This is a genomic window from Fodinibius salsisoli, assembly GCF_026229185.1.
Lineage (GTDB): Bacteria > Bacteroidota > Rhodothermia > Balneolales > Balneolaceae > Fodinibius > Fodinibius salsisoli.
This window is the reverse complement of record NZ_JAGGJA010000003.1, coordinates 181,075-204,756: the sequence shown is the minus strand read 5'-3', so window position 1 is coordinate 204,756 and position 23,682 is coordinate 181,075. Positions and strand designations below refer to the sequence as shown.

Genomic DNA, 23,682 nt, shown 5'->3' with positions numbered 1-23,682 from the left:
TTAACATGTTTGATGATACTGGGTTGTCAGCCTATAGAGCAACAAGCCGAAGGCCCTGCTTATCGCGTTGAAACGATTGATACTCCAGAGGGACTTAGCGTAGAGACGGGGGGGCTTGATTTCCTACCCGACGGCCGGCTTATCGCCTGCTTTAGGCGAGGGGAGGTCATGATCTATGATGAGAAGACCCAAGAGTGGGCTCTTTTTGCCCATGGCCTGCAAGATCCGCTCTGGATTAAAGCCCTTTCTAATGACAAGGTGCTGGTTATGCAGCGGTCAGAGTTAACCGAAATTATTGATTCTGATCAAGATGGAAAAGCAGATAAGTTCAGAACGATCACAGATGATTTTGGGATGTCGGGTAACTATGCTGAATTTGCCTATGGACCGGAAATCGATAAGGAGGGCAACTATTATATTGCTTTAAATACGGCCTCGGCAATGGCTGGGGTTTACGATATTACGAGGGGAGAGTTTTCTCCTATAGGTCGTAATGGACGTATGTACTCAGCGGTACCATACCGGGGATGGATGCTCAAAGTAAAACCTGATGGAACCACTATTCCATGGGCCAGTGGACTACGATCACCCAATGGGCTGGAGTTTAATGATGAGGGCGACCTTTTTGTGCCTGATAACCAGGGCGATTGGCTGGGCACCAGCAAGCTGTATCACGTTGAAAAAGGAAATTTTTATGGACATGTTCCCAGCTTGGTTTGGGAGGAAGGCTTTGAAGATATAGAACCGCTTAAATTACCCGTCCCCGTATTAAATAAAATGAGAACTAAAGCGGCTATCCTCTTCCCGCACGGCTTTTTAGCTAATTCTCCCACTCAGCCGTTAGTAGATCGAACCGAGGGGAAGTTTGGACCCTTTACCGGTCAAATGTTTATCGGGGAAATGAATCATAAGCGAATTATGCGTGTCATGCTGGAGAAAGTGCAAGGGGAATACCAGGGAGCAGTGGTGTCATTTCTTGACTCCACAGGACTGAATATTGGCAACAACCGGCTGGCATTTTCTCCCAACGGAGATCTATGGGTGGGACAGACCGATCACGGCTGGCCGGGGGACCAGGGTATCCAGAAGATAAGCTGGAATGGTAAAGTGCCAATGGAGGTCAAAAAAATGAGTTTGACTAAAGAAGGATTTGAATTGACATTCACAAAGCCGGTTAACGCCCAAGTAGCCAATAATCCTGAGAATTATCATTTTGAGCGATATTATTACAAATACAATCAGGCCTATGGCTCCGATCGATATGGAATAGAGACCATCAAAGTGACGGACGCCAAAGTCGCAGATGATGATAAAAGTGTCCGGTTGACATTAGAAAAATTAGATACTGGCTTCATCTACGATTTACAGCTTAAAGAATTTGCTTCTGGTAAGGGAGAAGCTCTGGTACATAATCGACTGTTTTATACACTCAATTATTTGAAAGAATAGAATACTTCTTTCAAATTAGCTACACCGGAGACAAAGGGGAATCCATAATACTGTGTACATGCAATGTGTCTCAAATACTTTTTGGCTCGCGCTGTTGATAGGAGTTATGATGGTAGCAGGCTGTACCTCGTCGCCGGAGTTACAGTGGCATCAGGAAGAGCACTATCGCTGGGCAGAAGTTTCGCCAGGCTACTTTGGAGAAACGGGTTTTGAGTCTTTAGATGCTTCTCGCACCAACATCAGCTTTAAAAATAGCATAACCGATCAGAAAATTGCTGAAAACCGTGTGTATCTCAATGGTTCAGGATTGGCTACGGGTGACGTTGATGGAGACGGTCTTGTTGATCTTTATTTTGCCGGTCTTGATACGCCCAATAAATTGTATAAGAACACCGGTGGACTACAATTCAGGGATATAACAGAACAGGCGGGCGTAGCCCATGAAGGATACCACTCTACGGGCGCTGTTTTTGCAGACATAGATGGAGATGAAGATCTTGACCTGTTAGTTACATCCATAAATAAACAAAACGCACTTTATATAAACGATGGGGCCGGAAACTTTAAGCGCAAAGAAAACAGTGGTTTAGGTTCTGCCCAAGGTAGTATGACGATGGCCCTGGCCGATATTGATGGTGATCAGGATCTTGATTTGTACATCACTAATTATAAAGCCAAATCCGTTAAAGATATCTATTCCGCCGAGGAACTCGACTGGGATAACCTCCTGAATGAGCCCTATAACGAGCAGGATCCGGAAGGCCCCTTTACCCTTGCGCCACCCTTCGACGAGCATTACCAGCTCTTTATGACGGAAGATAATCGATTGGCCGGTTTGGGTGAGGTTGGGGAAGAGGATGAGCTGTATATCAATGAGGATGGATTTTTTCGCAAAGTTGAAGATACAGCCAAACGGTTCCTGGATACCAATGGCAACCCTCTTGGATTACAACCAGGGTGGGGATTGACGGCCAAATTTCAGGATCTCAACGACGATGGATTGCCCGACTTGTACGTTTGTAATGACTTTTTCCCAAAAGATAAAATATGGATTAATCAGGGAGAAGGTATATTTCGTGAAATGCATTGGAGCCATATCCGGAATATGAGTTTTGCCTCAATGGCGGTTGATTTCTCCGATGTCAATAAAGATGATAAGCTGGATATTTTTGTCACCGAAATGCTGAGTCCTGTACACGATCGCCGGCTTCGCCAGAGTAAAAGTCTGAATGATCCCCGACCCGAGCATGTGCAAACGATACAGGCCCAGCCGCAGTACAATCGCAATTCGCTATACCTTCAGAGGGAAGACCACACCTACGCCGAGGCAGCTCATTACAGCCAGACTGCAGCTACAGAATGGTCATGGGCCACCCGCTTTATGGATATCAATCTGGATGGGTATGAAGATCTGATTGTTAATACGGGTTACACCTACGACATCCTGGATATCGATACACAGGCCGGGATGATTCAGGAAGGCCGGAATATGGATGAAGACTATGGAGAGTTTGTTAAAAGAGCACCCTCATTGGCACTTCCCAATAAGTTTTTGATGAATAATGGGAAGCTGAAGTTCAAGGATCAAAGTAAACAATGGGGGTTTACCGAAGAAGATGTGTCTCATGGACTTGCTACCGCAGATTTGGATAATGACGGCGATCTTGACTTTGCTTCCAATCGTCTGAATAGTACAGGCACCGTGTTTGAAAATATGAGCAATGCACCCCGAATAGCAGTTCGATTGCACGGAGAGGCAGCAAACAGGCAAGGAATTGGGGCAAAAATAAGCCTCAAGGGAGGAGATGTACCTCAAAAGAAAGAGATCACTGCCGGGGGCGATTACTTGTCCGGTTCAACGCCTACTGTGATGTTTGCAGCCGATAAGGAAAAAAAATATACGATAAAAGTAACCTGGCCTTCTGGATCTATAAGTGAAATTGAAGAGGTAAAGTCCAACCGAATCTATGAGATTAACAAATCTGGTGCTGCAGAAAATAAAATGGAGGATACCTTTGCTACAGACCAGTCTCCTGTCTTTACCGATGTTTCTCAGCGAATCAACCATAAGCATCACGAAAAAACCTTTGATGAATCTAAATTACAGCCTTTGTTGCCAACGAAATTGAGTCAACTTGGTCCGGGCATAAGCTGGGTGGATCTCGATCAGGATAATGATGATGATTTATTGGTAGCAGCTGGCAACGGTAGTTCTATGGGAGCTTTTGAAAATATTGAGGGTTCTTTTGAAACCATGAAACAGTTTCCATTTGAATCAAAAGTTCAGGGAGATCAAACTGCTGTCATAGGTTGGGAAACTGAGCAGGGTACTAATATGATAGTCGGCAGCGCAAACTACGAACAGAACCCACAAGTTCCTTCTGCTTTTCAGTATCGATTTTCAAATGGAAAAGGGAAAGAGATAAGTAGTTTTAAAAATTATTCTACTACTGGACCTGTTGCCGCTGCGGACTATGATCAAGACGGAGATATAGATCTTTTCCTGGGGGGGCAGTTTGTTCCTGCTCACTACCCGAGGGATGCAACCTCTCGGTTATTTCTCAATGAGAACGGATCCTTTGTAGTTGATAAGATAAACTCAAGAAAGTTAGGTGAACTGGGCCTGGTGACAGGAGCGGTATTTTCTGATTATGATCAGGATGGAGACCAGGATTTATTGATGAGTCGATCATGGGACTCTATTATTTTGATGGAAAATGAAGAAGGAGTTTTCAACGATGTAACTGACCAAGTAGGCCTAAATACATATAAAGGATTATGGAACAGCATTGCCACAGGGGATTTTAATAGCGACGGTAAGCCCGATATCATCGCCGCAAATTGGGGAGAGAATAGTTCCTACAGCATAAAAGACAATGCTACCGCGAGAATGTATTATGATGATTTTAATGGTGACCGTCGGGTGGATATAATTGAAGCAAAAGTGGATGAAAGTGGAAGCTATGTGCCCACTAATAAGTTATTCGACTATAATTCCATTCCTCTCATTAGTAACCAATTTAATAGCTTCAATGCGTTTGCACAGGCTACAATGCAGGATATTTTTGGCGATAACTTGTCACGAATTGCATTTAAGGAGGTTAATACGTTCCAGCACATGCTTTTTACAAACACCGGAGAAGGGTTCAAAGCCGACCCTCTGCCCAAAGAAGCGCAATTTTCAACGGGTTTTCATTTAGGGGTAGCTGACTTTAACAACGATGGGAGCGAAGACCTTTTTATGAGTCAGAACTTTTTTGGTTTGCCCCGTGATGTACCCCGACTGGACAGCGGCCGTGGACTATGGCTTCGCGGGGATGGTTCTGGGAATTTAAGTTCTGTCTCCGGCAGCAAATCCGGGATTAAAATTTATGGGGAGCAGCGGGGAGCTGCCTTTAGTGATTTTAATAAGGATGGAAAAGTAGACTTGGCTGTTTCTCAGAATAACGCACAAACAAAACTCTATTTAAATGATACAAAAAGGAAAGGATATAGGGTAAGCCTGCAAGGGCCACCCCAAAATAGGAATGGTATTGGCTCCTCTGTTCAACTTATTTATGCCAATGGAAAAAAAGGACCGTTACGCGAGATACAGGCAGGCTCCGGCTATTGGTCACAAAACAGTTATACACAAATACTTGGAGCTCCCGCTGACAGAGAAGTTTCTGCTATTGAAGTCCACTGGTTTAATAACGAAACACAGATAGTAGATATAAAAAATGGACTGAAGTCCTACCTGATCCAATATTCTGAACAATAAGTTTTGATCAATAGGCAAGTCACCAAAAAGCGATTATTAAATCATAATGAGAGTATAAAATTTGTTGGTGCTTATGGATACTCGGAGTGCAATGTCAGTTCCGAAACAGGGAATAAAGAAATTATTATTCATCTTTCTATTGACATTGTATGGCACGCCAGCTATTGCCGAGGTTCGTCTGCCCAAGCTGGTAAGCGATGGGTGGTCTTACAAAGAGATATCGAAGTCAATATTTGGGCTGGCCCTCGCTGCCGGGAGCATGACCTACGAGTATGAGGACATTATTTTCTCAGGGCCACTATTGAGGTCTGTAGAGGTAAAAAATCAAAAGGTTTATTTATACTTTTTGGAGGAAAATTGATGACAAAAAAAAGTACAGAATTAGAAGGATTTACTATTGGGGCAAGGAACAGAATCTTGGTAAGGCCCATGCTACCATTACTGCTCCAGGTACGGTTGTCGTATGGAGTGATTCCATATCTAATCCGCTCTGCGTAAGATATGCCTGGGCTGACAATCAGGAAAATGCAAATTTGTATAATGATGAAGGACTGCCAGCTCCTCCTTTTGAAACAAATGTATCAAAATAAATATAGCTCTCTAATTATGAAGAACATCAAAGTACCTCTGACGATTCTCGGAATTTTACTTGCCGTTATCCCCTGTTGGGCACAAAATAATAGGGAAGAACAAGACCGCCTGAGCAGGCTGCATTGGAATAGGATGCTGAATTTACTGGACATTTCACTTCCCGACACTCTGCCCCCACACGCTGAAGATCCTGACCGTCCGGCTTATACTTTTCAAGAAGAAGGTTCCTCTAACTGGACCGATGAGGAGGGGAATACCTACATCCGGGGACCGTGGGGTAAATGGACGAACTATGAGGAGGCAAAAGCAAATCCCTATCCACAACTTCCGGATCCATTGCGGTTAAATGATGGAACTAAAGTTTCTTCTCCACAGCTTTGGTGGGAGCATAAGCGTCCCGAGCTACGCCGGTATTTTAATGAGGAAATCTATGGTAAGATTCCTGAAAAATTGCCCAGTGTACATTGGAAGGTTCTATCTACATCCGATACTACCATTAACGGCATTGCAGCATTAAAGAAAAAGCTGGTGGGTCAAGTTGATAATTCGGTTTATCCTGCGGTAGAAGTGAATATTGAGCTGACTTTAGTAACACCTGCAGACACAGATACTAAAGTACCCGCTATGATTCATTTGGGATATGATTTTCCTCCCGGCATTGAGTTACCCGATTCGTATGACCGATGGAAATTCCAGGTACTCCAGAAAGGGTGGGGGTATGCAACATATATTCCTACCAGTGTACAACCAGACCATGGAGCAGGTCTGAAAGAAGGTATTATAGGGTTAGTCAATAAGGGGGACCTGCGTGCTCCTGATGAATGGGGAGCACTGCGAGCCTGGGCATGGGGCGCTGGCAAGGTGCTGGATTATTTAAAGCAAGATGTTAATGTTGATGCCCAGAAAGTAGGTATAGAAGGCGTCTCCCGGTATGGGAAGGCAGCTCTTGTTACAATGGCTTATGATCCACGTTTTGCTATAGCCCTTATCGGTTCATCGGGCAAGGGAGGAGCAACCTTATACCGTAGAAATTATGGCGAAACGATTGGGATTTTAGGCTCCTCCGGTGAGTTCCATTGGTTCGCAGGCAACTTGATTAAGTATGCGGGCCCACTGAATGCCAGCCATTTAAAGGTTGATACCCACGAACTCATTGCGATGTGTGCACCGAGACCTGTTTTTATTAGTACCGGTTCTCCTGAGGTAGAAGGACGATGGATGGATAATGAGGGCCAGTTTTTGGCTGCCAAGCATGCCGGACCCGTTTATGAATTGTTTGATAAAAAAGGAGTCGGATCGGATAGCATACCCAATATCGGTGTGGGGTTGATGGAAGGAGAGATTGCTTTTCGGCAGCATAAAGGAGGACATACCGATGCCCCTAACTGGCCCTACTTCCTGGAATTTGCAAGCCGTTATTTATCGGATTAGCAATTATTACAGTTAATTAAGGCATCATCCTTTCATGAGAAATCCTAAACTTATACCAACAAAACTAATCAAATTAAAACTTCGGTTTTTTGTTTAGTTTTCATATAATTTTTTGATGAAAAATTTTAAACAATACTAAGAGATTGGACAGGGTAGATTTTCAAGGAACACTGAATGATACAGCCGTTGATCTGTATACGCTTACCAATAACAATGGACTAAAAGCTTCGATAACAAATTACGGTGCTCGTTTAATAGAGCTTCTCACGCCTGATAAGGAAGGTGAGTTAGATAATATCATTGTTGGACATTCATCGATGCAGGATATATTAGACGACAAAGGCAACTTTTTTGGAGCCGTCATCGGTCGTTATGCGAACCGTATTTCAGAAGGAAAATTTAGTTTGGATGGTAAAGAGTACCAGCTTCCCAAAAATGAGCGCAATCACCATCTGCACGGCGGCCCGGTGGGATTTCATAATGTGATATGGGGCGCCTATCAGATTGATGCTCAGCGGCTTCGGTTATCATATCGATCCGAAGATGGCGAGGCTGGATATCCCGGAAATTTGGGGATAAGTGTTACCTATACTTTGACCGATGAGGATAAGCTTGAAATAACGTTCAAAGCAGAATCGGATGAGCGAACAATACTTAATATGACTCACCATCCATACTATAATCTTCTTGGCGTAAACAATGGCGGTTCTGTTGATCACCACCTGTTAACGATCCCAGCCGATCAGTTTTTGGAGGTGGACCAGAACTTACTACCAACTGGAGAACTCCTTTCAGTGGAGGGAAGTCCACTCGATTTTAATAGTCCTAAACCCATTGGCAAAGAACGACAGGCTGCCCATCCTTATTTACAGCATACAAGAGGATATGACCATAACTTAATCCTAAATCGGGAAAGGGAAGCCGATATGATTTTTGCGGCTCGTGTTGAGGAACCAGAGACCGGACGTAGCTTAGAAATTCATACCTCAGAGCCCGGACTCCAGTTTTATACCTGTGAGAGGCCGGTTAAAGGTATTACATCTGCGTTTTGCCTGGAACCACAGCATTTCCCTGATGCTCCGCATCACGATCACTTTCCATCTGCTATTTTGGATGCATACGAAACCTATCGGTGGAAAACTATTTTATCACTCAATAACTAATCGACCTAATTTAATAGTGCTATGAAAAATAACATACCCTTTACTTTAATCACCTGTGCCGCATCACTGTTGATTATATTTGTCGCTACCGGATCTTCATGTGCCCAAGAACAAGAAATGAAACCTGAAGATACAGAAGTTTGGGAACCTGTTCCTCCCAAAGTAGATCCCGGAGCTTTTAGTCCGTCTCCACCACCTTCTGATGCAACGGTGCTTTTTGATGGTTCCGATTTTGCTGAATGGCAGACTGCTGAAGGCAATAAGCCCAGTTGGGAGTCAAGTGATGATCATATGACTGTTGTTAAAGGAACCGGAGCAATAGAGACAAAAAAAGAGTTCGGTTCAGTACAGCTCCACGTTGAGTGGCGTGCCCCAGAAAAAATTGAAGGTGAAGGACAGGGGCGGGGAAATAGTGGAATTTTCTTGCAAAAGAGATATGAAGTGCAGGTGTTGGATGCCTATAATAACGAAACGTACGTTAATGGGATGGCAGGTAGTATTTATAAGCAACACATCCCGTTAGCAAATGCAGCACGTCCCGCAGGAGAGTGGCAGAGTTATGACATCATATTTATTGCCCCAAAATTTGCTGAAGATGGTAGCTTAGAATCTCCGGCACGTGTTACCCTATTTTGGAACGGAGTACTTGTACAGCATGATGTAGAGCTCGAGGGACCAACGGAATATATCGGTCATCCCAGTTATGAAGCCCATTCCCAAAAAGCTTCACTGATGCTACAAGATCATAGTAATCCCGTTAGCTTTCGAAATATCTGGGTTCGAGGCCTGGCCGAAGAGTAACTCAAAGATGTTGCAACTTAGTATGCAAAAGGATTAAAAAAAATTGCATATCGGTCGTAATATTACTATGATCTATCAACTATTATAGCACCTTGGTGCATAACGGCTAAAACGATTCTGCTCTTGGATCAGATATCCAGAAGGGGAAAGGGCAGATCGGGAGCTGTTATAACTTTAAATCCAGTAATAATTGTAACTAAACGTTCTTTTTTGAAATTGCTGCATTTCATTATGAATAAATTTTATTTATTAGCATCCCTGTGTGTGTTTATCGGCTTAGCCAATCATGCTTTGGCCCAGGATTTCAGCCCCTACGAGGAAGCGATCCCTGGCTCTGATCAACAAATTGAGATGGTTCCTATTGAAGGGGGTACTTTTTTAATGGGGAGTCCCCGGGAAGAGTCCGGTAGAGAGGAAGATGAAGGTCCACAAAAAAAAGTTCGGGTTAATCCATTTTGGATGGCACAGTATGAGGTTACCTGGCAAGAATACGATCTATTTGTGGAAGAAAAATTAGATGATGTGACTTCTCCGGCTGAAGAAGGGGAAGTGGCTATACAAGCAGATGCGGTATCGCTGCCAACGCCGCCATATATTGATATGAGTTTTGGAATGGGGCGTGATGGCTTCCCGGCTATCAACATGACACAGTATGCTGCGGTGATGTACGCTAAATGGCTTACTGCCGAGACCGGTCATTTTTACCGTCTGCCGACTGAAGCTGAGTGGGAATATGCCTGCAGGGCTGGTAGTCAATCAGCGTACTCCTATGGTGAAGATCCTGAAGAGTTAGACAAATACGCATGGTATGAAGACAACAGTACCGAGAAGTATCATAAAATTGGCATGAAAGAGCCCAATGCTTTCGAGTTGTATGATATTCATGGAAATGTCGCTGAGTGGACGATGGATCAATATAAGGCAAATTATTTTGACAGTCTTGAAGGGGAAGAGGCTGAAAATCCCTGGTTTCGACCTGATGAACTTTACCCTCGTTCGGTTAGAGGGGGGAGCTGGCAGGATGACCCCAGTGCATTGAGGTGTGCGGCTCGACGTGGATCGAAGTCACGTTGGAAACAGCGTGACCCTCAACTTCCTAAAAGTCTTTGGTGGCTCACTGATGCCTCCTTTGTCGGATTTAGATTAGTACGTCCCAAGAATCCACCTTCAAAAGAAGAAATAGAAAAATATTGGTTAGAAGCCATTGAAGATATATGATTGCTATCAATTGCTGCGCAATATGTTATAAAAATTAATTCACATTAAATATAGAATGATAAGGTACCGTTATGTCACAAGATAAAGACAAAAAAAATAGTTCCATCTCTCGTCGATATTTTTGTAAAAGTGCATCGCTTGCCGCCGGTGGTATGCTATTAAGTACGATTCCAGCAATGGGAGCAATGAACCGAAAAAATAGCAATCAAACACTAAAAATTGCACTTATCGGCTGTGGTGGACGTGGCACGGGTGCTGCTAACCAGGCACTGACCGCCGATAGTGGCAACCAGTTAGTAGCTATGGCTGATGCTTTTAGAGATCGACTGGATGACAGTTACTCCACCTTATCTAAAAAGTTTGGTGAAACGGATCAGCTGAATGTGCCTGAGGAACACAAGTTTACGGGTTTTAATGGTTATAAGAAGGCTATTGAACTGGCTGATGTGGTCATATTGACAACACCTCCCGGTTTCCGGCCCATGCATTTTGAGGCCGCTATAAAAGCTGATAAACATGTGTTTATGGAGAAACCCCTGGCAACGGATGCGCCGGGAATCCAGAAGGTACTGGAAGTCGGCAAGCTTGCTGAAAAGAAAAATCTCAATGTTGTTGTTGGCCTTCAGCGGCACTATCAAAATAGCTACCGCGAAGTAGCTAAGAGAGTGCACGGAGGAGACGCAGGTGATATAGTATCCGGACAGGTTTATTGGAATAGTGCCGGTGTTTGGGAACGCCCCCGCCAGCCTGAACAGACCGAGATGGAATACCAGATGCGGAACTGGTATTACTTTACCTGGCTATGTGGTGATCATATCCTGGAGCAGCATATTCATAATATTGATGTTGCTAACTGGATGATTGGGGAATATCCGGTATCCGCCCAGGGCATGGGAGGCCGTGAAGTTCGTAATGGTAAGGATCACGGACAGATATTTGATCATCATTTTGTTGAGTTTACCTATCCCGGTGGCGCGGTCATAAGCAGTCAGTGCCGCCACCAGCCTGATACCATGAATCGAGTCTCCGAATTTTTCCAAACTACAAAAGGAACCGTCGATACGCAGGGCGATAAAGGAGTGATTAAAAATTGGAATGGTGACATTATCTATAACCACAAAGCCACTGATGACCCCAATCCTTACCAACAGGAGCACGATGAGCTTTTTGCTTCTATCCGGAATGGGGAAGTGATCAACAATACGGAATACGGAGCTAAAAGTACGCTGACAGCCATCATGGGTAGAATGGCTACTTATTCAGGAAAAGTTATTTCATGGGATGATGCCATGAGTTCAACAAAAAGATTGGTGCCAGATACCGATTCTTTTTCCTGGGATGCCCAGCCTCCTGTAGTTCCGGATGAAAACGGGGATTATCCCATACCTACACCGGGAGTGACTGAGGTACTGAGTTGATTTTTTAACTCCGTTACCTATTCATCTGCAAATTTTAAAGCGCTAATGCCTTGGGTGTTAGCGCTTTTTTATATATAAATAACCCTCAAAGGGGTTGAATTTTCGTCCGGCTTCTGGGGTTGAAGTTGGACGAATGGGAGAGGCTACCGACCTTTTTATGTTGCAACATGCGCGAGTGTCTCGCTCGTGCATTTATTTTTTTTCTACTATTCACTCACCGGACGTCACCCACAGACGCTCGATGAGGTCTTGGAAGCGTGGGAATCATCCCCGCGCCAAGGATAGCCCTTTAATGAGCAAAGTGCCCGGGAATGTTAAGTTTTAAATAATCTCAAATATGGTTGTAGAGACGCATTACATGCGTCTAATAGCTTTAGTACACCTCTAATGTGTACTAAAGCTTGAGAAGGTTAACAGCCCATCGCCGGATTGATTACGTGCCAGGCACTTCCAAAGTGCCTGGCACGTTTATCATTAGTTCCACTTAGCATCAAGGGGGTTATACTCCGGTTCTTTTGTAGACCATTTTTATCTAAAGCGGGAGTTCAACTCCCTCCGGGCTTGAGACACAGCACGCCGTGTCCCTCCAGATCGATGCTGGTCAAATAAAAATGTTCCTACTTTTCCAAGGTGCGGTCCACTTGCTAAGTGGGCTGCAGCAACTTAGCAGCAGAGGCTCAGTATGCCCATTTGCAAAGTCTTCAATAAACGAATATAACTTGACTTACTTATGATTGGGGATGTTCAATAACATCCGGTGGACGTTTGAATATTTTATGATCTGCGTATACTCGTTGTGGAGGCACGCGTAAATCCCATACCAGTTTGAACCACGACAGTACTTTCAGTCCATAATGAGAGAAGTCGAATTCCCACCAGTAAAAGCCCTGCCGCTCGGAAGAAGGGAACCGATGGTGATTATTATGCCAGCCTTCGCCCAGCGTGATGAGTGAAATAAACCAGTTGTTGCGGCTGTCATCCTTGGTCTTAAATCGGCGTTTGCCAAATACGTGGGCCAGCGAGTTAACCGTAAAAGTTCCGTGGTATAATAGAACAGTACTCAAAATAAATCCATAGACAAAAAACTGTAAGCCCGAGGTGCCTAACGAGGGAAAATAGTAATCGAGCAATGCTCCGGTTACGAAAGTCCCTACTGCAAGAATGATGGGAGGTAAAAGATGATAATTGTTTAAAAATTTGAGTTCGGGAAATTTAGAAAGATCTTTCACCATCTTAGAATTCGTCTCCTTAAACCGATTACTCAGAATCCATCCAACGTGCGACCACCATAGACTGCGCTGAACGGGAGAGTGTACATCTTTTTCGGTGTCAGAATATTTGTGATGATGACGATGGTGAGCGGCCCACCAAAGTGGTCCTTTTTGAGCACTTGAGGTGCCCAGCCAAGCCAAACAAAACTGGAATACCCGGCTGGTCTTAAAGGTACGATGCGAAAAGTAGCGGTGAAATCCTGCGGTAATCCCAAACATACGAACAGTATAGCTCAAGAACAGTGCTGCCAGGGCTACCCAGCTGAATTCCACCCAAAAGACAAGGAAGCATCCCAAGTGTAAGAGAATAAAGGGGATTCCACTAACCCAGTTAATTCGATCCAGTTTTTTGTCGTATTTTTCAGGAGTATATGGTGCTTCCATCCAGCTTCAAATTGGTTATGAAATAATTCGCACGGAATATAAGGATTTGAATGGGTTAGGAGAAAGTACAATTGTGTGAAGGATTGTAATCTTCTGTATATAACTTTTAAGGGTTTTCATTGACAAATGAAAAAGCTCTCAACCGGTCAGGGCTGAGAGCTTTTTTAGGGCATTTGGACATTTAGGAGCGTCCAAAAATATTACTCTTTAGGGTTATGCATACGGACTAATGAAATTAAAAGTTACATCTAAGTGCTTATAAAATAATTTATCTCTGAGATTGTTATTTTGATGACTCAGATGATATATTGCGCCTGAATTTTAAAAGAAAAGACATCTATGAGAACCGGTAATCCCACATTATCTCAAAAGACATTTCAGCAAGTTGATCAAGTTGCGCCTGGCCAAAGAACAATGACCATAAGCGGGACCATCAATAAAACGGCTATCCTATTTTTTATTCTGTTATTGGGTGCAGCCATTAGCTGGTACCAGCCTTCGGCTCCCTTTATTTGGGGAGGTGCAATCGGGGGATTTATTGTCGCTATGGTTACCATTTTTAAGAAGGAATGGTCGCCAATTACGGCTCCTATCTATGCAGGCTTAGAAGGGCTTTTCCTTGGGGGTATTTCTCTGCAGTATGCCAGTATGTATGAGGGTATCGTTTTCAATGCCGTACTGTTAACACTGGGAACCTTCGCAGCTATGCTGATGGCTTATCGATCGGGCCTCATTGAAGTTACCCAAAAGTTTAGAATGGGAGTAGTGGCGGCAACCGGTGGAATAGCACTGGTTTATGTGGCAAGTTTTATACTAAGCTTCTTTGGTATAAACTTTGGATTGCTGCACGGAACAGGGATGATGAGCATCGGCTTTAGCTTGTTGGTTGTGGGCGTGGCAGCGTTAAACCTGGTACTGGATTTCGATATGATTGAACAAGGAGTGCAAGCAAATGCCCCGGAGTACTTTGAGTGGTACACTTCATTTGGACTTATGATTACCCTGGTTTGGTTATACATCGAACTGTTGCGACTCCTTTCTAAACTACAACGTCGATAATAATAAAATAGGATTTTTGAACTTCAGAGAATTTGCTTTCGGATTTTCCCTTTGGGTAATTGTAGCTTTGGTAATCGCTGGATCGCGCTGGACGAGACTTTATAACAGCCCGGCTCTTACCAGTGATGAGGTGGTACATATCTATCTTAGCAGTAGCCTTGGCCCAGAAGGACTGGCTGATACGCTTTTAACAAAAGGGCTTCTTAAAAGAAAAAAAGAATTTGACTGGGCCGTTGGAACGCTCCATTGGAAAAATTTTAAAGCGGGGCATTATCAATTTGAGCCTGAAAGCTCTTATAAAGAGCTCTTTTCTAAATTGGGTCGTGGGCTTCAAGATCCTATCCGGCTCACCGTCTTACCCGGCTATTCCCAGTCACAAATTACACAACGCATTGCCCAGTCATTTAGGTTTGACTCTTTATCATTGGCAAACACTCTCAAAGACAGTACTTTTTTAGCCAAACAGGGTATTGATTCTACAGAAATTATCGGACGTATACATCCTAATACCTACTCGTTTTATTGGACAGCAAGCGCTGATGAAGTGATAACCCGGCTGCTGAATACCTTCCAGCAAAGTATAGCCGAAAAGTATAAAGAGCGGTTTAAGGAGCTGGATAAATCAGTTAATGAGATTGTGACTCTGGCTTCCATTATTGAGTGGGAGGCAGGTAATGACAGCGAGAAAGATACCATTAGTGGCTTATATTGGAACCGCCTGGAAACGGGAATGAGGCTGCAAGCCGATCCGACCATAAATTTTGCAGTAGGAGAACGTCGCAGACTCACATTCAAGGATTATAAGATCGATCATCCCTATAATACCTATTTGCATAGCGGTTTGCCCCCCGGGCCTATAACAAATCCCAGTGAAACCTCAATTAAAGCAGCTTTATTTCCTGCTGAGCATGAGTACTTGTATATGGTCGCTAGTCCAGAAGGGACGCACAACTTTTCCAGGACTTATCAGGAACATCAACGAAAGAGTGCTGAGTGGAGAGAATGGATCCAGAAACAGTATCGCATTAAGCGACAGAGGGAGCGCCAACACGACCAAAATTAATTCAAACCAAAGAACTAACTCATAGATTGGTTACTCTCTTACCAGGTAGCTATCTCGATCTGTTAATTTAAAGATCATGAGCTTCTGGTTAACATTGCTTCCCTTAAAGTCAATATTTGTAATCAGCCCATTATAGGGAGGCTGGTTTACTAATTCCTGTTGAAGTAACCCAGGATTGACCACCCGTTCAATGGTATTTAGTAAGAACATAGCGGTATCATAGCCAATCATGGCAAAGCGATTGGCTTCCGTTCTAAATCGATTTCTAAAGTCTATTTTAAAGCGATCTATTTGAGTATTATTGGGTTGTGTATAAAAGCTTTCGGTAAAATAAACGGGACGTTGACCAATCTTATCAGATGAGAAGCTTCTGTTTGCCCATTCTGGTGATCCAAGAATAGTGATATTACTTTCCAGGGTATTGAGCTGGCGCAGCAGGTGATCGATCAAGGCCGGAGCCGTTTCTTCTTCGGTGAACGGAGCATACACGGCCGAAATTGAATTTGTTTCAGGGTCACCGGCTAAAAAGCGTGAATATCGAGACAATCCCTCTCCTCGCTGGCCAAGTTCTTCAACAAAGAAATGAGGAATTCCCCCGCCCTTTTTTTTGAACTGTTCTTGAAATGCTTTGGCTGAAATAGCTCCTAAAGAGCCCTTTTGAGCTATAATGGCAACACTGTCAACATTTAATGATTCATAGGCGTAATCGGCCATATTTTGGCCGTGAACATCGAATGAGGGATTAACTTGGTAAAAATAGCCTTCATCCTCAGTAAGAGAAGCTGAATTAGCAAGAGGAGCAATTATGGGGGTCTGATATTGTTTCGAGACCTCAGCCATGGTCTGGGCACGCTCAGAGAACAGGGGACCAAGTATAGCATCAACGCCGGCATTTTTCAGCGATTCAAGTGCTTTCTGGGCTGAATCTGCTTCTGCGCCGGTATTTTCATAAACGAAGTTAACCTTCATCTTATGTTGTTCGTTGAACTGTTCAGCGGCAAGCATAAAACCGAGATAAAGCCCTCTGGAAACACTGTATTCTCTTTTGTCTGGGGAAAAGGCCGGCAAGGCAATACCAATATTATGGGTCAAGCCTTCAAAAGCTTCTAATTTCGTTTTTTCCTGGAGTTGCAAGTATTCAGGTTCGTTTTCTATGAGAGAGGTGAGCTCATCGATTTGAGAAGAGGGGATATCATCCACCATATTCTTCATTTTGGTAACCAAAATCTGTGCTGAGTTGTAGTCTACTCGTCCCATTGCATTGGCTGTCAGATCAAATAAAATGGTATCCGGGACACTCGTCTGCATTATCTCCAGCCGCTGATTATAGGTAAGATACAGTAGAAGCCCCTCGTAAAGCTCTTGGCTTTGGGTTGCTATTTGAGGCATATCCTGCTGCTGGGTAAGCCTAAATAGCTTGGGTAAGGCATCACCATACTTTTTTTGCCTTATATCAATCAGGCTGAGGGTATAGGTAGCCTCGTAGGCAAGTTGTGGGGGCGTTACATCGGCTACTTTCAGTAAGCGACTCCGGGCGGTATTGAAATCTTGGCTATTCCAATAGGCTTTACCGGCAAACAAAAGTCCTCTATTTGTGTGGATCTTATCAAATAGGGCAGCAGCTTTGGCATATTCTCCGTCTTGGTATAGTTGGATTCCTTCATCAAAAGATTGTCCACTTACAAGCTTGGGAGAGGCGGTACCAACAAATAGTACGCAGATAAACAAAAACAGTACTGCTTGGACCTTATCCAAATACGGACTATATGATTCCATAATATCAAAAGTTGAATATTCCTACATTATTAAACCTGATGTAGCCTGTTTTGTTCTGACTTATTCCCACTCAATAGTGGAAGGAGGTTTAGAACTGACATCGTAGACTACACGGTTGATACCCGGGACCTCATTAATGATTCGATTGGATACGTGAGCCAAAAAAGGATGAGGCAGGTGGGCCCAATCTGCGGTCATGCCATCCACACTGGTTACGGCACGTAGAGCGGCCGTAAATTCATAGGTGCGCTCATCGCCCATCACTCCGACACTTTGAACTGGTAATAAGACGGCTAATGCTTGCCAAACTTCATCGTAAAGGTCTTGTTGACGTAGCTCACTGATGAAGATGTCATCGACTTCGCGTAACAGGTCTAATTTTTCTTTGGTAACATCAGAAATAATACGGATTCCGAGTCCAGGACCAGGGAAGGGATGACGCTTAATAAAGTGATCCGGGATGCCCAATTGCCGACCCACATTACGAACTTCGTCTTTAAACAGTTCTCGAACCGGCTCTACAAGCGCTAAGTTCATTTCTTCGGGAAGTCCGCCTACATTATGATGAGACTTGATGGTAGCCGAAGGTCCTTTAAATGAGATGCTTTCAATAACGTCAGGATAAAGGGTTCCCTGGGCTAAAAATTTAAAATCATTATCTCCTTCAACGATATCATCAAAGACATCAATGAATATGTTGCCGATAATCTTGCGTTTTTTTTCAGGATCAAAAACTCCTTCAAGACCATCTAAAAAACGATCTGAGGCGTCTACTCCTTTAACGGGCAAATGTAGTTCTTCTTCATATAGATCCAGTACATCCTGGAATTCATTTTTACGAAGTAAGCCGTTATCTACAAAGATACACTGCAGCTGGTCCCCAATAGCTTTATGGACCAGTGTGGCGACAACGGTAGAATCAACCCCGCCGCTAAGCCCACAAAGAACACGAGCATCTCCCACTCGTTCGCGAATCTCTTCCACCGTTGACTCTATAAAAGACTGCGCCGTCCACGTTCCTTCGAGCTTACAAATTTTATTGACGAAATTTCTTACGATCTGCTTCCCATAGACGGTATGAACGACTTCGGGATGAAACTGAACACCAAACAGCTGCTTTTGTTTATGGCGTACGGCGGCTACTCTTGCATTATCGGTGTGAGCGATAATTTCGTAGTCCGCAGACAGTTCTTTTATATGATCACCATGACTCATCCAGACCACCGATTCCTGCGGGATATTCTGAAATAAGTCCGTACTGTCATCTACGATGAGATCAGAACGCCCGAATTCCCGACGATCTGCTTTTTCAACGCTACCCGGAATTTCAACGTGTGCCAAGATCTGCAGGCCATAACAAATACCAAGGACGGGAACGTCCCACCCAAAAATTTCAGTATTAAGACCAGGGGCGTCCTCATCATTAACACTTTTAGGTCCGCCGGATAGGATGATGCCCTGAGGAGGCTGGTCTTTAAAGTCGGATAAATCTTTATTGAAGGGATGAATTTCACAATAGACGCTGAGCTCTCGAACCCGTCGAGCTATTAGTTGTGTGTACTGAGAGCCGTAATCAAGTATGAGAATCCAGTCAGAGGGTCGATGTTGCATAGGTGAAAAATAAATAAAAAAGCATCCTTTGCCGGATGCTGAGAAGTTAAGTTAGCTTACAATTTCGTCATACTCATCGGCAGACATTAACGCATCGAGCTGAGCGGTATCCGATAAAGAAACCTTAACCATCCAGCCATCGCCGTAAGGATCGTCATTGACAAGCTCAGGCTCGGCCTCAAGGGCGTCATTAATTTCAAGGATTTCACCATCAACGGGAGCGAAAAGCTCTGAAACCGTCTTTACGGCCTCTACAGTACCGAAGACCTCGTCTTTTTCAAACTCAGTTCCTTCCGGTTCCAGTTCCACAAAAACGATATCACCCAGCTCACTCTGGGCGAAATCTGTTACGCCGATGGTCGCGGTGTTATCGCCGTTGTCACGAATCCACTCGTGTTCTTTAGTATATTTAAGATCCTGTGGGTGGCTCATAATACTATGGGTTATGAATTACTTGTCAGGGTTAAAATTGAATTTTTCTTCGAGATATTTGGTGTTGAAAGTTCCTTTCTGGAAGTTTTCGTCATCCATGAGCTGAATATGATAGGGAATCGTTGTTTTAATGCCCTCAATAATAAATTCTTCGAGGGAACGACGCATCCGTTTTATGGCGTCTTCACGAGTGGGAGCACTTACAATCAGCTTGGCAATCATGGAATCGTAATGGGGTGGAATCCGATAACCGGCATAAGCATGAGTGTCAACTCGGACGCTGTGACCACCGGGGGTGTGAAACACTTCGATGGTTCCGGCAGAAGGACGAAAGTTATGCTCAGGATCTTCTGCGTTAATTCGGCATTCTATGGCATGGCCGCGCATCTTCAGCTCTTTGTCCTCCAGCTTTTGGCCCATAGCTACCTTAATTTGCTCTGCAACCAAATCATAATTGGTAATTTCTTCGGTGACCGGATGCTCTACCTGGATCCGGGTATTCATTTCCATGAAGTAGAAGTTTTTGTCTTTATCTACCAAAAACTCCACCGTCCCGGCACCTTCGTAATCTACCGATTTAGCCGCATCAATAGCTGACTGCCCCATTTCTTCCCGTAATTCGGGCGTCATCAGGGGGGAGGGGGATTCTTCCAAAATTTTCTGATGCCTCCGCTGCAACGAACAGTCCCGCTCGCCAAGATGAATCACATTGCCGTGTTGGTCAGCCAGAATCTGGATTTCCACATGATGAGGATCTTCGACAAACTTCTCGATATACACATCGGGATCATCGAAAGCCGATTTTGCCTCCTGCTTACACATGCTGTATGATTTCTGCAGGTTTTCCTCCTCATGAACAATCCGCATTCCGCGGCCACCGCCTCCCGAGGAAGCTTTAATGATAACGGGATAGCCGATATCATTGCATACCTTACGGGCATCTTCAATGCTTTCAACCACACCGTCGCTGCCCGGTACGACAGGTACGTTGTTATTGATCATGGTTTCCTTGGCCATCGTCTTATTCCCCATACGAGCAATACTATCAGGGGAGGGGCCAATGAATTTGATGTCGTGTTCTGCACAGATGCGAGAGAATTCTGCCTTTTCAGAAAGGAAGCCATAGCCGGGATGGATGGCCTCTGCATTGGTGATTTCGGCAGCAGCGAGGAGGCTTGGAATTTTAAGATAGCTTTCCTTGCTGGCCGGTGGACCAATGCAGACAGCCTCATCAGCAAACTTTACATGAAGACTATCGGCATCGGCGGTTGAATAAACCGCGACGGTCTTAATCCCCATCTCTTTACATGTACGAATAATTCGAAGAGCGATTTCGCCTCTGTTGGCGACAAGAATTTTATTAAACATGAATTATATCTGTTTTACCCAATGACAAATAGGGGTTGATCGTATTCTACCGGTTCAGCGTCATCAACGAGAATTTCTTTGACTTCACCAGAGTAATCTGATTCAATCTCATTCATAATCTTCATTGCTTCCACGATACAGAGTGTCTGGCCTTTCTCAACATGGTCGCCCACTTTCACAAAGGCATCATCGTCCGGAGATGGTGAACGGTAAAAAGTACCGACAATAGGAGATTTAACTTGATTTCCAGATGAGGCATCGGAAGCTTCTTGCGTAGCTGATGGCTGTTCGGACTGAGCCGGTTGTGCCGTCTGTTGTGGAGCGGGTTGCGGCTGTGCCTGCTGGGCAGGGACCTGGTATTGCACAGGTATTTGTTGAGGCACCGCTTGCTCCTCAGCTTCTGCTTTTTTCTTTACTTTAATTTTAAAATCTCCTTCTTCGATGGAAACTTCATTGACTTCGCTTTCAGCAATAAGTTCCAGAAGGTTTTCAATAACTTTTAAATCCATGATATGCAATTAATTTGATGTTACACGTTCAATATATTCGGCAGTACGGGTATCAACCTTTATTTCTTCTCCTTCATTGATGAATAGCGGCACTTGTACGGTGGCTCCCGATTCAAGTGTTGCAGGTTTGCTACCGCCTTGAGCCGTATCTCCTTTAAGACCGGGGCGGGTATCAACAACGGTGGCAACAATATGATCCGGGGGTTCGGCATAGAGTACCTGTTCATTGTCTACATCAACTGCGAGATTGCAGACCTGGCCTTCAGCCACAAATTCAGCCTTGTTGACATTTTCTTCCTCTACAGGAATCTGTACAAAGGTTTCCTGGTTCATAAAATAATACAAATTGCCGTCGAGGTAGAGAAATTGGTGAGGCTGATGTTCTACCCGAACTTCAATAACGTCTTCGCCTGACCGAAAGGTCTTTTCAATATTTTTTTCGTTGACGACGCCTTTGAGCTTGGTTCGGATAAACGCACCACCTTTTCCGGGCTTTACATGCTGATAATCAACAATGGAGTATAATTCCCCATCCAGATCTATCACCATTCCGGTTCTGAAATTTGATGTAGAAACTTTTGCCATAAACGATTTTAATTCTTCAAATTATGTGATCAAAAATACGGTGCAACCTAAAGGATAACAAGAATTAAATACTGAGGGTTAAGCTCCATTAAAAAGGAGCTTTAAAACTATTCGAAAGAGATTATGGTAAATCGTTTTAGGTGCAATAGCCCATTAAATGGGTTGAGAAAATATCATTAAGTACTTTTTTTGTGCTGAACAATGGTTGCGCATATTTATAGGGACCTTTGAAATACTTCCTCGTCCGAACACTGATTTTGTGGTCGGACGAGTTTATAACGCTTAAGACCCTTCGCCGGACGATCCCGAGGATTCGGGATCCGACGAGTTTTACAAAAGCCTCTTGTATTTATTGATAGTTAAACTGTTTACAAACTAAACCATCCCAGGGCATTCAGGAGGTTGTATAAAATGACAACTGGACAAATAATCATGACAAAAGCCTTCCAGGATTTACCAACTACAGTCTGGCTAAAATTAGCATGACCTCGCTCCAACTCTTTAAATGCATTGGATGTTTTCCAGGAGTAAGCTAAAAATACACATACCAAAATACCACCCAAAGGAAGACCAATTTGACTAAAAATAAAGTCAAAAGTTCCAATAAGCCCCACTTTAAATGAGATGACAAGCGAAATAAGAAGGATGCCAAGACCAATTATCATGGCTGCCTTTCTGCGAGGAATTTGGTGTTCATCGATAGCATAGGATACCGGCACTTCAAGGAGTGATATTGTTGAAGTAAGGGCCGCCATCGATAGAAGGATAAAGAATACACTTCCAATAATGACCCCCAATGTTCCTCCAATACCATGAAAAAGCGCGGGAAGCACCTGGAAAATAAGATCAGGACCGGCAATCAACTGGCCGCCTTCAAAAATGGCAATGCCGTTGGCCTGTGCCAGGTACATGGCGGGTAAGATCAGAAGTCCGGCAAGAAAAGCTACTAACGCATCCATTCCGGTCACCAGGGCTGCAACTTGTGGGATATCTTCATCGGGACTAAGATAAGAGCCGTAGGTGATAATGGCACCCATCCCAAGCGAAAGGGAGAAGAAGGCCTGACCCATAGCAGCAAAAATAAGTTGGGGTGTTATTTTTGAAAAATCCGGTTGCAGGTAGACCGCCAGCCCTTCGCTACTGCCCGGTTGTAGCACTACATAGCCAATTAACAGAATAAGGATACCAAACAGCAAAGGCATCAGGGTTTTAGTGGCTTTCTCAATGCCTTCACTTACTCCACCCCGGATGATAGAGATGGTACCAATCATAAATGCAACAGAGAAGAGGGCATTTAGCCATCCGTTCGAGGTATCGGAAATCCAGGAAGCCCATCCCGTCATTCCGGCTGCAAAAAATAATTCTTCAAAGACATAACTGATGGTCCATCCGGCAATGACCGTATAGAACGAAAGGATCATGACTCCACATATGACTGCCCAGATCCCAATAAGGGCATGAAAGCTATTGGACCCCAATTCTTTGAAAGCACCGACAGGATTTTTCCCGGTCTTCCGTCCGATGGTAATTTCAGCCATCATAACAGGAAAACCGATCAGGAAACAGCAGATTAGGTAGATAATCAGGAAAGCACCGCCACCATTAGAGGCCGCTTCGGTCGGAAACCGCCAGATATTGCCCAGTCCAACTGCAGAACCTGCCGCTGCCAAAACAAAGCCTAATTTTGAATTCCAGTTGCCCCGTGCAGTGGTAGTTGAATTAGCCAAGAAGTTGCGTTTTGATTAAAGATTGAGCTGTCAAATAATTGGACTTATTATAAAAAACTTTTCCAA

18 protein-coding genes are annotated in these 23,682 nt (G+C 44.0%); 10 read left to right on the top strand and 8 right to left on the bottom strand.

The window, feature by feature from the left end; translation table 11 throughout:
* Positions 1–12: 12 nt before the first annotated feature.
* The 8 genes from J6I44_RS05840 to J6I44_RS05805 all read left to right on the top strand — a co-directional run bounded on the left by J6I44_RS05840 (position 13) and on the right by J6I44_RS05805 (position 11,831).
* Entirely contained in the window at positions 13–1,449 is a 1,437-nt protein-coding gene (locus tag J6I44_RS05840; RefSeq protein WP_265765071.1) for a DUF7133 domain-containing protein, read from the top strand.
* 58 nt (positions 1,450–1,507) lie between these two features.
* Positions 1,508–5,209: a CRTAC1 family protein gene (locus J6I44_RS05835; RefSeq protein ID WP_265765070.1), complete on the top strand. Its 3,702-nt coding sequence runs from the start codon at positions 1,508–1,510 to the stop codon at positions 5,207–5,209.
* Between the two features lie 91 nt (positions 5,210–5,300).
* Positions 5,301–5,570 (top strand): hypothetical protein, encoded by a 270-nt coding sequence (locus J6I44_RS05830; RefSeq protein ID WP_265765069.1) that lies wholly within the window; start codon positions 5,301–5,303, stop codon positions 5,568–5,570.
* A 245-nt stretch (positions 5,571–5,815) separates the two neighbouring features.
* Complete coding sequence (locus J6I44_RS05825; protein WP_265765068.1) at positions 5,816–7,231, top strand: alpha/beta hydrolase family protein; 1,416 nt, start codon at positions 5,816–5,818, stop codon at positions 7,229–7,231.
* A 143-nt stretch (positions 7,232–7,374) separates the two neighbouring features.
* Positions 7,375–8,394: an aldose epimerase family protein gene (locus J6I44_RS05820; protein WP_265765067.1), complete on the top strand. Its 1,020-nt coding sequence runs from the start codon at positions 7,375–7,377 to the stop codon at positions 8,392–8,394.
* Positions 8,395–8,415: 21 nt separating this feature from the next.
* Positions 8,416–9,195 (top strand): 3-keto-disaccharide hydrolase, encoded by a 780-nt coding sequence (locus J6I44_RS05815; protein ID WP_265765066.1) that lies wholly within the window; start codon positions 8,416–8,418, stop codon positions 9,193–9,195.
* A gap of 231 nt (positions 9,196–9,426) precedes the next feature.
* Positions 9,427–10,413, top strand: coding sequence for a formylglycine-generating enzyme family protein (locus J6I44_RS05810; protein ID WP_265765065.1), 987 nt, complete (start codon positions 9,427–9,429; stop codon positions 10,411–10,413).
* Positions 10,414–10,484: 71 nt separating this feature from the next.
* Positions 10,485–11,831, top strand: a complete 1,347-nt coding sequence (locus tag J6I44_RS05805) for a Gfo/Idh/MocA family protein (RefSeq protein WP_265765064.1) — start codon at positions 10,485–10,487, stop codon at positions 11,829–11,831.
* Between the two features lie 728 nt (positions 11,832–12,559).
* Here J6I44_RS05805 and J6I44_RS05800 read toward each other — a convergent pair.
* On the bottom strand, positions 12,560–13,486 hold the full coding sequence (locus tag J6I44_RS05800) for an acyl-CoA desaturase (RefSeq protein WP_265765063.1): 927 nt from the start codon (positions 13,484–13,486) through the stop codon (positions 12,560–12,562).
* A gap of 339 nt (positions 13,487–13,825) precedes the next feature.
* Between J6I44_RS05800 and J6I44_RS05795 the strand changes: the two genes are divergently transcribed.
* Positions 13,826–14,545: a Bax inhibitor-1/YccA family protein gene (locus tag J6I44_RS05795; protein WP_265765062.1), complete on the top strand. Its 720-nt coding sequence runs from the start codon at positions 13,826–13,828 to the stop codon at positions 14,543–14,545.
* Between the two features lie 16 nt (positions 14,546–14,561).
* Entirely contained in the window at positions 14,562–15,608 is a 1,047-nt protein-coding gene (gene mltG / locus J6I44_RS05790) for an endolytic transglycosylase MltG (RefSeq protein ID WP_265765061.1), read from the top strand.
* Between the two features lie 30 nt (positions 15,609–15,638).
* Here mltG and J6I44_RS05785 read toward each other — a convergent pair whose 3' ends face one another.
* From J6I44_RS05785 to J6I44_RS05755, 7 genes are all read right to left on the bottom strand, one after another.
* Positions 15,639–17,384, bottom strand: a complete 1,746-nt coding sequence (locus J6I44_RS05785) for an ABC transporter substrate-binding protein (protein ID WP_265765060.1) — start codon at positions 17,382–17,384, stop codon at positions 15,639–15,641.
* A gap of 60 nt (positions 17,385–17,444) precedes the next feature.
* Entirely contained in the window at positions 17,445–18,995 is a 1,551-nt protein-coding gene (gene guaA, locus J6I44_RS05780) for a glutamine-hydrolyzing GMP synthase (protein WP_265765059.1), read from the bottom strand.
* Between the two features lie 51 nt (positions 18,996–19,046).
* Positions 19,047–19,427: a glycine cleavage system protein GcvH gene (gene gcvH, locus J6I44_RS05775; protein ID WP_265765058.1), complete on the bottom strand. Its 381-nt coding sequence runs from the start codon at positions 19,425–19,427 to the stop codon at positions 19,047–19,049.
* An 18-nt stretch (positions 19,428–19,445) separates the two neighbouring features.
* Positions 19,446–20,795 carry an acetyl-CoA carboxylase biotin carboxylase subunit gene (accC, locus tag J6I44_RS05770; protein ID WP_265765057.1) on the bottom strand — a complete coding sequence of 450 codons (1,350 nt, stop codon included), beginning with the start codon at positions 20,793–20,795 and terminating at the stop codon, positions 19,446–19,448.
* A gap of 14 nt (positions 20,796–20,809) precedes the next feature.
* On the bottom strand, positions 20,810–21,304 hold the full coding sequence (gene accB, locus J6I44_RS05765) for an acetyl-CoA carboxylase biotin carboxyl carrier protein (protein WP_265765056.1): 495 nt from the start codon (positions 21,302–21,304) through the stop codon (positions 20,810–20,812).
* A 9-nt stretch (positions 21,305–21,313) separates the two neighbouring features.
* Positions 21,314–21,889 carry an elongation factor P gene (gene efp, locus J6I44_RS05760; protein ID WP_265765055.1) on the bottom strand — a complete coding sequence of 192 codons (576 nt, stop codon included), beginning with the start codon at positions 21,887–21,889 and terminating at the stop codon, positions 21,314–21,316.
* Between the two features lie 368 nt (positions 21,890–22,257).
* A complete protein-coding gene (locus J6I44_RS05755; protein WP_265765054.1) occupies positions 22,258–23,616 on the bottom strand; it encodes a sodium-dependent transporter in 1,359 nt (452 codons plus the stop codon).
* Positions 23,617–23,682 lie beyond the last annotated feature (66 nt).

Coding starts and splice junctions, on each gene's coding strand:
- J6I44_RS05785 (WP_265765060.1), bottom strand. CDS start 17,384: ATGGAATCATATAGTCCGTATTTGGATAAGGTCCAAGCAGTACTGTTT.
- efp (WP_265765055.1), bottom strand. CDS start 21,889: ATGGCAAAAGTTTCTACATCAAATTTCAGAACCGGAATGGTGATAGAT.
- guaA (WP_265765059.1), bottom strand. CDS start 18,995: ATGCAACATCGACCCTCTGACTGGATTCTCATACTTGATTACGGCTCT.
- J6I44_RS05805 (WP_265765064.1), top strand. CDS start 10,485: ATGTCACAAGATAAAGACAAAAAAAATAGTTCCATCTCTCGTCGATAT.
- gcvH (WP_265765058.1), bottom strand. CDS start 19,427: ATGAGCCACCCACAGGATCTTAAATATACTAAAGAACACGAGTGGATT.
- J6I44_RS05835 (WP_265765070.1), top strand. CDS start 1,508: ATGCAATGTGTCTCAAATACTTTTTGGCTCGCGCTGTTGATAGGAGTT.
- J6I44_RS05795 (WP_265765062.1), top strand. CDS start 13,826: ATGAGAACCGGTAATCCCACATTATCTCAAAAGACATTTCAGCAAGTT.
- accB (WP_265765056.1), bottom strand. CDS start 21,304: ATGGATTTAAAAGTTATTGAAAACCTTCTGGAACTTATTGCTGAAAGC.
- J6I44_RS05840 (WP_265765071.1), top strand. CDS start 13: ATGATACTGGGTTGTCAGCCTATAGAGCAACAAGCCGAAGGCCCTGCT.
- J6I44_RS05810 (WP_265765065.1), top strand. CDS start 9,427: ATGAATAAATTTTATTTATTAGCATCCCTGTGTGTGTTTATCGGCTTA.
- accC (WP_265765057.1), bottom strand. CDS start 20,795: ATGTTTAATAAAATTCTTGTCGCCAACAGAGGCGAAATCGCTCTTCGA.
- J6I44_RS05830 (WP_265765069.1), top strand. CDS start 5,301: ATGTCAGTTCCGAAACAGGGAATAAAGAAATTATTATTCATCTTTCTA.
- J6I44_RS05825 (WP_265765068.1), top strand. CDS start 5,816: ATGAAGAACATCAAAGTACCTCTGACGATTCTCGGAATTTTACTTGCC.
- J6I44_RS05800 (WP_265765063.1), bottom strand. CDS start 13,486: ATGGAAGCACCATATACTCCTGAAAAATACGACAAAAAACTGGATCGA.
- J6I44_RS05815 (WP_265765066.1), top strand. CDS start 8,416: ATGAAAAATAACATACCCTTTACTTTAATCACCTGTGCCGCATCACTG.